Below are 8,317 nucleotides of genomic sequence, written 5' to 3' on the forward strand. Positions count from 1 at the left end.
GAGGCCATGCGCATCCTCCTCCTCGGCGGCACCTCCTTCGTCGGCCGCGCGATCGCCGCCGACGCCCTGCGCAGCGGTGCCGAGGTCACCCTCTTCCACCGCGGCCGGACCAACCCCGGCCTCTTCCCCGAGGCCCGCCACCTCCTCGGCGACCGCGACACCGGCGACTACTCCGCGCTGCGCGGGGGCGGTTGGGACGCCGTGGTGGACCTCAGCGGCTACCGCCCGCGCCAGGTCGGCCAGGCCATGGCCGCCCTCGACGACCGGGTCGGCCGCTACCTGTTCGTCTCCAGCCACGCGGTCTACCGGCAGGACGGACCCGCCGACCGCTCCGACGAGTCCGCCCCGCTCCGCGAGCCGCTGCGCGAGGCCGAGGAGCTGACCGACGAGACCTACGGCCCGCTCAAGGTCGCCTGCGAGCAGGACGTCACCGCCCGCTACGGCGACCGGGCGACGATCGTGCGCCCCGGAAAGGTCGCCGGGCCGTACGACGAGCAGCGCGGACTGACCTACTGGGTCCGCCGGGCGGCCCGCGGCGGCCGGGTCGCGCTGCCCGGCCGCCCCGAACAGCCGGTCCAGCTGGTCGACTCGCGCGACCTGGCCCGGCTGGTGGTCCGACTGCTCCAGGACGACCGGCCGGGCGCCTTCCACGCCGTCGGCCCGGCCGAACCGACCACCCTGGGCGGGCTGATCGCCACCTGCGCCGAGGTCGCGGGCACCGAGGTCGAGATCGTCCCGGTCCCGCCGGAGAGCGCCCCGCCGTTCTTCCCGCTGCTCCGGGCCGAACCGCTCTGGCCCGGCCAGCGGCGCGACCCCGCCCGGGCCCGGGCCGCCGGCCTGCCCGCCACCCCGCTCGCGGTGACCGCCGCCGACGTGCTCGCCTGGGACCGCGGCCGCGGCGAACCCCCGCTCGACCACGGTTTCACCGCCGACCAGGAGGTTCTGCTGCTGGCCGGACACCGCGGCCCGACGGTGGACCGACGGGTGGACTGACGGAGGGTACCCCCCTCCTGACCGATTGTCAGTGCCACCCGCTAGGGTCGCCCTCGAACGGAAATCGCACCACACCGGTACGAATCCGCATCAGCACGCCCAGAAGACCCAGCACCACCGTCACCAGGGGGGACCATGACCACTCCGGGCAGCAGCCCGCTCACCACCGCCGACCTCGTGGACGGCTGGCACCGGGTCGGGGTCCGCCCCGGCATGGCACTGATCGTGCACTCCTCGCTCTCCGCCCTCGGCCGGGTCGAGGGCGGGGCGGCGGCCGTGGTGGCGAGCCTGCGCGAGGCCGTCGGCCCGGGCGGCACGGTGGCCGTCCCCGCCTTCACCGGCAGCACGGTCTGCGACCCGGCGCCCTACCACGCCGGCGTTCCCAGCCCCAAGATCGCCGAACTCCGCGCCGCGGTCCCGCTGTTCCACGCCGACCTGCCCTCCCCGATGGGCGCCGTCGCCGAGGCGCTGCGCGCCCTGCCGGAGAGCCTGCGCAGCACCCACCCGCAGGCCTCGGTCGCCGCCGTCGGCGCCCACGCCCGGGAGGTCACCGCCCGCCGCTCGCTCGGCTGGGCGGTCGGCCGGGAGTCGCCCTTCGGCGCCCTGCACGACCTCGGCGGGTACGTGCTGCTGGTCGGCGTCGGCCACAACCGCAACACCTTCCTGCACTACGCCGAGACCTTCGCGCCGAACCGCCGGCTCAAGCTGCGCCGCTTCCCGATGGAGATCCAGGGCGAGCGGGTGTGGATCGAGGCGCCCGACGTCGGCAACGACAACGACACCCACTTCCCGGTGGTGGGGCGGGAGTTCGAGGAGCGGGCGGGCATCCGCGAGGTGCTGGTCGGCGAGGCGCCCTGCCGGCTGGTCCCGGTCCGCGAGCTCATACCCTTCGCCGTCCGCCGCCTCACCGAACTGCTCGCGGCGGACGGCCCCGGAGCGGCGTAGCCCGGCCGCCCGTTCGCGCTCCCGTACCTCCCGTACCGAGCGCGAACAGCCGACCGGGCCACGCCCGTCACCTCACCGTACGGCCGTCAGTGCGTCCCCGCGTGCACGGAGGTGCTCTCCTGGATCTGCTTCCAGGACTTCGGCTCCACCAACGCCTTCACGTCGTCCCGGGCCGCATCCGCGTGCGCCCCGGGCGCCAGCGCGGCCGGGGCCGCCGCACCCGGCACCACCGGCCCGACGGCCGGCTTCGCGGGGGTGAACAGCCAGGTCTTGAAGAGGTCCCCGAGCTTCTGCCCGGACACCTTCTCCGCATACGCCTGGAACTCCGCGATGGTCGCGTTGCCGTACTTGCGCTCGGTCGGCCAGCCCTTGAGGATCTTGAAGAACTTCTCGTCCCCGATGGTGTTGCGCAGCGCCTGGATGGCCACCGCGCCCCGGTCGTACACGGCGGTGGCGAACTGGTTGTCCGGGCCCGGGTCACCGGGCTTGACGCTCCAGAAGGGGTCCTCGGCCGGGTGCGAGGCGTAGATGTAGTCGGCGAGCTCCTGCGCGGTGCCCTCGTTCTCGTGCTCGGACCAGAGGAGTTGGGCGTACCGGGCGAAGCCCTCGTTCAGCCAGATGTCGCTCCAGCGCGAGAGCGAGACGCTGTCGCCGTACCACTGGTGCGCCAACTCGTGCACCACCACGGAGGTGTTGGTGCCCTTGGCGAACTGCTTGGGGCTGTAGAAGACCCGGGTCTGGGTCTCCAGGGCGTAGCCGGTGGGCACGTTGGGCACGTAGCCGCCGACCGAGCTGAACGGGTAGTCGCCGAAGTAGCCGCTCAGCCAGTCCACCAGCTCGCCGGTGCGCTCGACGCTCGCCCGGGCGGCGTCCGCGTTGTCGCCGAGGTCCTTGCTGTACGCGTTGTAGACCGGCAGCCCGCTCGCGGTGGTGTCGGTGGTGATGTCGAACTTCCCGACCGCCAGAGTCGTCAGGTACGTCGCCTGCGGCTTGTTCTCGCGCCAGCTGTACCGGGTCCAGCCGGCCTGCGAGCTGGTGCCGGTGAGCACGCCGTTGCTGATCACCTGGTTGCCGTCCGGCACCTGCACCGAGACGTCGTAGGTCGCCTTGTTGCTCGGGTGGTCGTTGCTCGGGTACCACCACCACGCGGCCTCGGGCTCGTCGGCCGCCACCGCGCCGTCCGGGGTGCGGTGCCAGGCGGTGAAGCCGTACTTCTTCACCGTCGACGGCACGCCCTTGTAGCGGACCACCACGGTGGCCTGGCTGCCCTTGGCCAGCGGCCGGGCCGGGGTGATCACCAGCTCCTGCTCACCACTGGTCGTGAAGGTCGCGGGCCGGCCGTTGACCCGCACCTCGGAGACGTTCAACGCGAAGTCGAGGTCGAACCGGGAGAGGTCCTGGGTCGCCGTGGCGAGGATGGTGGTGGTGCCCTCCAGCTCGTCGGTCGCGGGCTGGTACTTCAGCCGGATGTCGTAGTGCGAGACGCGGTAGCCGCCGTTGCCGTAGGTCGGGTAGTAGGGGTCGCCGATCCCGGCCGCGCCGGGTTGGAAGTCCGTGGCCGAGGCGGGGACGGCCAGGAACAGGCTCAGGGCACTCGCGGCGGAGACGATCAGCCTCTTGCGCAACGTGGTCCTCCAGGATCACCGGATCGATTGGGTCGGATCGATCCTTGTCCCGGCAGCCCGCCGCCCACTCCCCGATTGTGAGATGTTCATGAAAAGAAACGCGCCGAAATGACGCCGCCGCAGCAACGTCACCGGCCCCACCCGCCCCGCCCGTCCGCTCAGGCCCCCAGCACCACCGGCGCCCGCACCAGCGAGCCGTACTCCGTCCACGAGCCGTCGTAGTTCTTCACGTGCGGGTACCCGAGCAGCTCACTCAGTGCGAACCAGGTGTGCGCCGAGCGCTCCCCGATCCGGCAGTAGGCGATCACCTCACGCTCCGCGGAGACCCCCCGGCCCCCGTACAGCTCCCGCAGCTCCTCCGCCGACCGGAACGACCCGTCGTCGTCGGCCGCCTGCGACCAGGGCACGTTGACCGCCCCGGGGATGTGCCCCGGCACCTGGGCCTGCTCCTGCGGCAGGTGCGCCGGCGCGATCAACTCGCCCCGGAACTCCGCCGGGGAGCGGACGTCCACCAGCACCGCGTCCGCACCGGGCTTGGCGAACACCTCGGCCTTCGCGAGCACCTCGTCCCGCAGCGCCCGCAGCTCCGGCCGCTCCGGCCCGGTCAGCCGGAAACCCGAGTGCTGGTAGTCCATCACCTCGTGGGTGAGCTCCCGCCCCTCCAGCTCCCACTTCTTCCGCCCGCCGTCCAACAGCTTCACCGGCCCGTAGCCGCGCAGCCGCAGCAGCCAGAACGCGTACGCGGCGAACCAGTTGTTGTTGCCCCCGTACAGCACCACCGTGCTGTCGTCCTCCACCCCCGCCGCCCGCAACAGCCGCTGGACGCCCTCCCGGTCGGCGTAGTCCCGCCCGACCTGGCTGTGCAGCTCGGTGGTCCAGTTCCACCCGACCGCGCCCGGGATGTGCCCCCGCTCGTACGCCTCGGTGTCCTCGTCCACCTCGACCACCCGGACCGTCCCGTCGTCCAGGTGGTGGGCCAACCACTCCGTGTCGACCAGCGACTCGGGGTGCGCGTAGCCGTTGCCGGTCATCCCCGGACCTCCTTCGCACCACGCCCGACCACGGGCGGATCGCAGGAGCAGCAGGAGACACCGGCGACCGGGCCGGACAGTTCGACGCTACGCCGACCGCCCGGCCCGGGCCACCTCGCGGTTCGCTCCGCTCAGGAGAAGATGACCGAGCGGAACTTCAGCCGGTCGCCCAGCTTCTTTCCGGGGTCCATCACGTAGTAGGTCTCCCCGCTGCAGCCGAAGTCCAGGAACACCGTGGCGGTGGAGGTGGTGTGGTTGTACGGGGCGAAGGCCGGGTCGTCCGCGAGTGCCCCCAGGGCGTCGATGCACTCCCCGCTCGGCGGGTCGACCAGGAAGCCAGGGAGACCGCGGCCGTACTTGTAGGAGAATTCGCCAGCGGCAGCGGCACTGGCGGACATCGGAACGGTGAGGACCAGAGCAGCGGCGCTGGCGAGGGCGAGCACGGCATTGCGGAGACGCATGAGTCAAAAGCCTTTCAGGTGGTACACAGAGGTACCCGAAGAACTGGTGCGAGATCACCTTAGAGGCCCAAAATCCGCAGAAACGGTTCTCCTAATCCACCCATTCGAGTGGTTTAAACCGCAAAGCCATTACTCGACCCACCGACATATGCCGCCATAATCCCCAGCCGCAAATCCGGCGTTCATATTCTCAGTTCGGCGGAGCCGTGAAGAAGTACCCCGAGTCGATCAACACCGGCAGGTACGCCTTCAGCGCCGCCACCGTCTGCGAGCGGTCCCCGCCCCCGTCGTGGTTGAGCACGATCGAGCCGGGCCGGACGTCCTTGAGCACGGTGTCGATGATCGACGCCGTCCCCGGCCGGGACCAGTCCCGCGGGTCCACCGTCCAGCTCATGTTCCGCAGCCCGAGGTCGGCGGCCACCCTCAGCGACACCGGCGAGAAGTCCCCGCCCGGCGCCCGGAACCAGGTGGGCAGCCGCCCGGTGGTCTTGTGCAGCAGATCGCTGGTGCGCTCCAGTTCGTCCCGGACGGCACTCTCGGACATGTGCCGCAGGTCCGGGTGGGTCCAGGTGTGGTTGGCGATGTGGTGGCCCCGGTCCGCGATCTCCCGCACCAGCTCCGGGTGCTCGACGGCGCACTCCCCGACCAGGAAGAACGTCGCCCGGATCCCGTGCTGCTGGAGCAGGTCCAGCACCTGGGGCGTGTACCGGGGGTCCGGCCCGTCGTCGATGGTGAGCGCCACCACCCGCTGCGACGGATCCAGGTCGTACACCGGCTTGCTCTCCGCCTCGCTGAGCGCCCTGCGGACCGGCTGCACCCCATCGGGCGAGGACGAGGGCGGCACCGGCGAGGGCACCGGAGGCGAGCCGCTCGGCGTGAAGGGGACGGGGGACAGCGGAGCCGGGGAGGACGCCGCACCCGAGGGAACGAGCGCCGCCGGCACGTCGCCCGCGGCCTGTGGATTCCCCGTAGCGGACGCGGCATCGGGGGCCTTCCAGGGGCTGCACCCGGCGGCCGCCCCGAGCAGCGACATCCCGGACGCGACCAACAGCAACCTGCGCGAAGGGACCGGACCCTTAATCTGACGATCAGACAGCATTCTGAATGCTTGCCCCGCAGGTCACCGCCCCTCCCCAAGCGAGGCCCCGACAGCCCCGATCACCACTCCGACGGCCCAAACGAAGCCGTCCACACCCCACCACCCCGGCCCGTCGACAACCCTTCCCCGACCGGACGCCCAGCCTCCCTCCGAGGCCGCTACACTGCGCCTTCACCAGTGTGATGATCTGCCATCAGAGGACGTGGCCATGACGACAAGTCAGGACTTCCCCCAGCAGGGCCCGCAGGACGACGATGCCGCCGAGCTCAGCCAGTGGGAACGTTTCGGCGTCGACACCACCACTCCCCACTCGGCCCGCGTCTACGACTACTGGCTGGGCGGCAAGACCAACTTCCCGCCGGACCGCGCCATGGGCCAGGCCATCGAGGAGGCCGTCCCGAGCGTCAAGGAGATGGCCAAGGCCAACCGCGCCTTTCAGGGCCGAGCAGTCCGCCACCTCGCCCAGGAGCACGGCATCCGCCAGTTCCTCGACCTCGGCACCGGCATCCCGACCTCCCCGAACACCCATGAGATCGCCGAGTCGGTCAGCCCCGGCACCCGGGTCGTCTACGTCGACAACGACCCCATCGTGCTCGCCCACGCCCGCGCCCTGATGGTCTCCAGCCCGGCCAGCCGCACCACCTACATCCACGCCGACCTGCGCAAGCCCGAGGAACTGTTCGCCGACCCGGCGCTCACCTCCACCCTCGACCTCACCCAGCCGGTCGGCCTGCTGATGATCGCCGTCCTGATGCTGATCGCCGACGAGGACGACCCCTGGGGCCGGGTCGCCGCCCTGCGCGACGCCCTCCCCGCCGGCAGCTGCCTCGCCCTCACCACCCCCACCGCGGACTTCGCCCCGGAGGCGGTCGGCAAGGTCGCCGAGGCCGCCCGGGCCGGCGGGATGACCCTCGTCCCCCGCGGCTACGAGGACGTGCTCCGCTTCTTCGACGGCTGGGACCTGGTCGACCCCGGCCTCTCCCCGGTCCTCGCCTGGCGCCCGGACGGCGAGCCCCCGGCCGACCCGAAGGCCGCCTACTACTGGGGCGGCGTCGCCATCAAGCGCTAAGACGAGCACGTCGCGGCTGTTGAAGCGACTCACTTCAACAGCCGCGACAGCCTCCGGTCCGCCAACAACTTGCCCCCGGTCTGGCAGGTCGGGCAGTACTGCAACGAGGAGTCCGCGAAGGACACCTCCCGCACCGTGTCCCCACAGACCGGACAGGGCTGCCCGGTCCGCCCGTGCACCCGCAGCCCGAGCTTCTTCTCCGCCTTCAACTCCCCCGCCGCCAGCCCCCGCGAGCGCTCCACCGCCTCCCGCAGGGTGCCGCCGAGCGCCTCGTACAACCGCGCCGCCTCCTCCTCCGTGAGGCTGGACGCCAGCTTGTACGGCGACATCAGCGCCGCGTGCAGCACCTCGTCCGAATAGGCGTTCCCCACCCCCGCCAGCACGCTCTGGTCCCGCAGCACCCCCTTGAGCCGCCGCCGGTCCCCCCGCACCAAGGCGGCGAACTCCTCGAACCCCACCTCCAACGGATCCGGCCCCAACCGAGCCACCCCCGGCACCTCCCCCGGATCCCCCACCACATACACAGCGAGCCCCTTCTTCGTCCCCGCCTCCGTCAGATCGAACCCGCCCTCCCCCTCCAACCGCACCCGCAACGCCAACGGATTCCGCCCACCCGGCTTCACCGCCCCCACCGGCAGCACGTCGCGCCACCGCAGCCACCCCGCCCGCGCCAGGTGCACCACCAGGTGCAACCCACCCACCTCAACATCCAGGAACTTCCCCCGCCGCCCCACACCCCCCACCACCCGCCCCACCAACGCCGTCACCGGCGGTTCGTACGTCTTCAACGCACTGATCGCCACCGGCTGCACCTCAGCGATCACCCGCCCGGTCAACCGTTCACCCAGGAAGGCACTCAACGCCTCCACCTCAGGCAACTCCGGCATGCGCCCAGTCTCCCCCACCCCCCAGGGGCGCGCAGGGCGAAGCCCGCGCGCCCAAAAGACCCGCCCGTACCCACCCCCAGCACCCACCCACCTCCCCCCTCCCACCCGACCAGGCGAGAGGGACGCGCTGCGGGAGGGGGCGGTGGAGGGGGTGGGTGCGGAGAGGGGCGTGACGGGTGATTTTCAGACTGCCAACGGCGGCCAGGC

The 8,317-nt window shown here is 71.8% G+C and carries 9 protein-coding genes; 4 read left to right on the plus strand and 5 right to left on the minus strand.

Annotation, left to right across the window (positions count from 1 at the left end):
• Nucleotides 1-6 precede the first annotated feature (6 nt).
• Both ACIP4P_RS16690 and ACIP4P_RS16695 read left to right on the plus strand, forming a co-directional pair.
• Nucleotides 7-993 (plus strand): NAD-dependent epimerase/dehydratase family protein, encoded by a 987-nt coding sequence (locus ACIP4P_RS16690; RefSeq protein WP_400918824.1) that lies wholly within the window; start codon nt 7-9, stop codon nt 991-993.
• A 135-nt stretch (nt 994-1,128) separates the two neighbouring features.
• A complete protein-coding gene (locus tag ACIP4P_RS16695) occupies nt 1,129-1,938 on the plus strand; it encodes an aminoglycoside N(3)-acetyltransferase (protein WP_400918827.1) in 810 nt (269 codons plus the stop codon).
• 86 nt (nt 1,939-2,024) lie between these two features.
• On the opposite strand, the gene ACIP4P_RS16700 is transcribed toward ACIP4P_RS16695, so the two are convergent.
• The 4 genes from ACIP4P_RS16700 to ACIP4P_RS16715 all read right to left on the minus strand — a co-directional run bounded on the left by ACIP4P_RS16700 (nt 2,025) and on the right by ACIP4P_RS16715 (nt 5,827).
• On the minus strand, nt 2,025-3,563 hold the full coding sequence (locus ACIP4P_RS16700) for a M1 family metallopeptidase (RefSeq protein ID WP_400918829.1): 1,539 nt from the start codon (nt 3,561-3,563) through the stop codon (nt 2,025-2,027).
• Between the two features lie 158 nt (nt 3,564-3,721).
• Entirely contained in the window at nt 3,722-4,594 is an 873-nt protein-coding gene (locus ACIP4P_RS16705) for a sulfurtransferase (protein WP_400918832.1), read from the minus strand.
• A gap of 131 nt (nt 4,595-4,725) precedes the next feature.
• Nucleotides 4,726-5,055 carry a hypothetical protein gene (locus ACIP4P_RS16710; RefSeq protein WP_400918835.1) on the minus strand — a complete coding sequence of 110 codons (330 nt, stop codon included), beginning with the start codon at nt 5,053-5,055 and terminating at the stop codon, nt 4,726-4,728.
• A 190-nt stretch (nt 5,056-5,245) separates the two neighbouring features.
• A complete protein-coding gene (locus tag ACIP4P_RS16715; RefSeq protein ID WP_400918838.1) occupies nt 5,246-5,827 on the minus strand; it encodes a polysaccharide deacetylase family protein in 582 nt (193 codons plus the stop codon).
• A 4-nt stretch (nt 5,828-5,831) separates the two neighbouring features.
• On the opposite strand from ACIP4P_RS16715, the gene ACIP4P_RS16720 reads away from it, so the two are divergent.
• Nucleotides 5,832-6,140 carry a hypothetical protein gene (locus ACIP4P_RS16720; protein WP_400918841.1) on the plus strand — a complete coding sequence of 103 codons (309 nt, stop codon included), beginning with the start codon at nt 5,832-5,834 and terminating at the stop codon, nt 6,138-6,140.
• A 222-nt stretch (nt 6,141-6,362) separates the two neighbouring features.
• Nucleotides 6,363-7,223, plus strand: coding sequence for an SAM-dependent methyltransferase (locus tag ACIP4P_RS16725; protein WP_400918844.1), 861 nt, complete (start codon nt 6,363-6,365; stop codon nt 7,221-7,223).
• Nucleotides 7,224-7,252: 29 nt separating this feature from the next.
• Here the strand turns inward: ACIP4P_RS16725 and ACIP4P_RS16730 are convergent, their stop codons facing one another.
• Complete coding sequence (locus ACIP4P_RS16730) at nt 7,253-8,110, minus strand: DNA-formamidopyrimidine glycosylase family protein (RefSeq protein ID WP_400918847.1); 858 nt, start codon at nt 8,108-8,110, stop codon at nt 7,253-7,255.
• Nucleotides 8,111-8,317 lie beyond the last annotated feature (207 nt).

Origin of the sequence: Kitasatospora sp. NPDC089509 (assembly GCF_044749365.1) — a bacterium.
Lineage (GTDB): Bacteria > Actinomycetota > Actinomycetes > Streptomycetales > Streptomycetaceae > Kitasatospora.

Coding starts and splice junctions, on each gene's coding strand:
- ACIP4P_RS16690 (WP_400918824.1), top strand. CDS start 7: ATGCGCATCCTCCTCCTCGGCGGCACCTCCTTCGTCGGCCGCGCGATC.
- ACIP4P_RS16695 (WP_400918827.1), top strand. CDS start 1,129: ATGACCACTCCGGGCAGCAGCCCGCTCACCACCGCCGACCTCGTGGAC.
- ACIP4P_RS16705 (WP_400918832.1), bottom strand. CDS start 4,594: ATGACCGGCAACGGCTACGCGCACCCCGAGTCGCTGGTCGACACGGAG.
- ACIP4P_RS16710 (WP_400918835.1), bottom strand. CDS start 5,055: ATGCGTCTCCGCAATGCCGTGCTCGCCCTCGCCAGCGCCGCTGCTCTG.
- ACIP4P_RS16725 (WP_400918844.1), top strand. CDS start 6,363: ATGACGACAAGTCAGGACTTCCCCCAGCAGGGCCCGCAGGACGACGAT.
- ACIP4P_RS16730 (WP_400918847.1), bottom strand. CDS start 8,110: ATGCCGGAGTTGCCTGAGGTGGAGGCGTTGAGTGCCTTCCTGGGTGAA.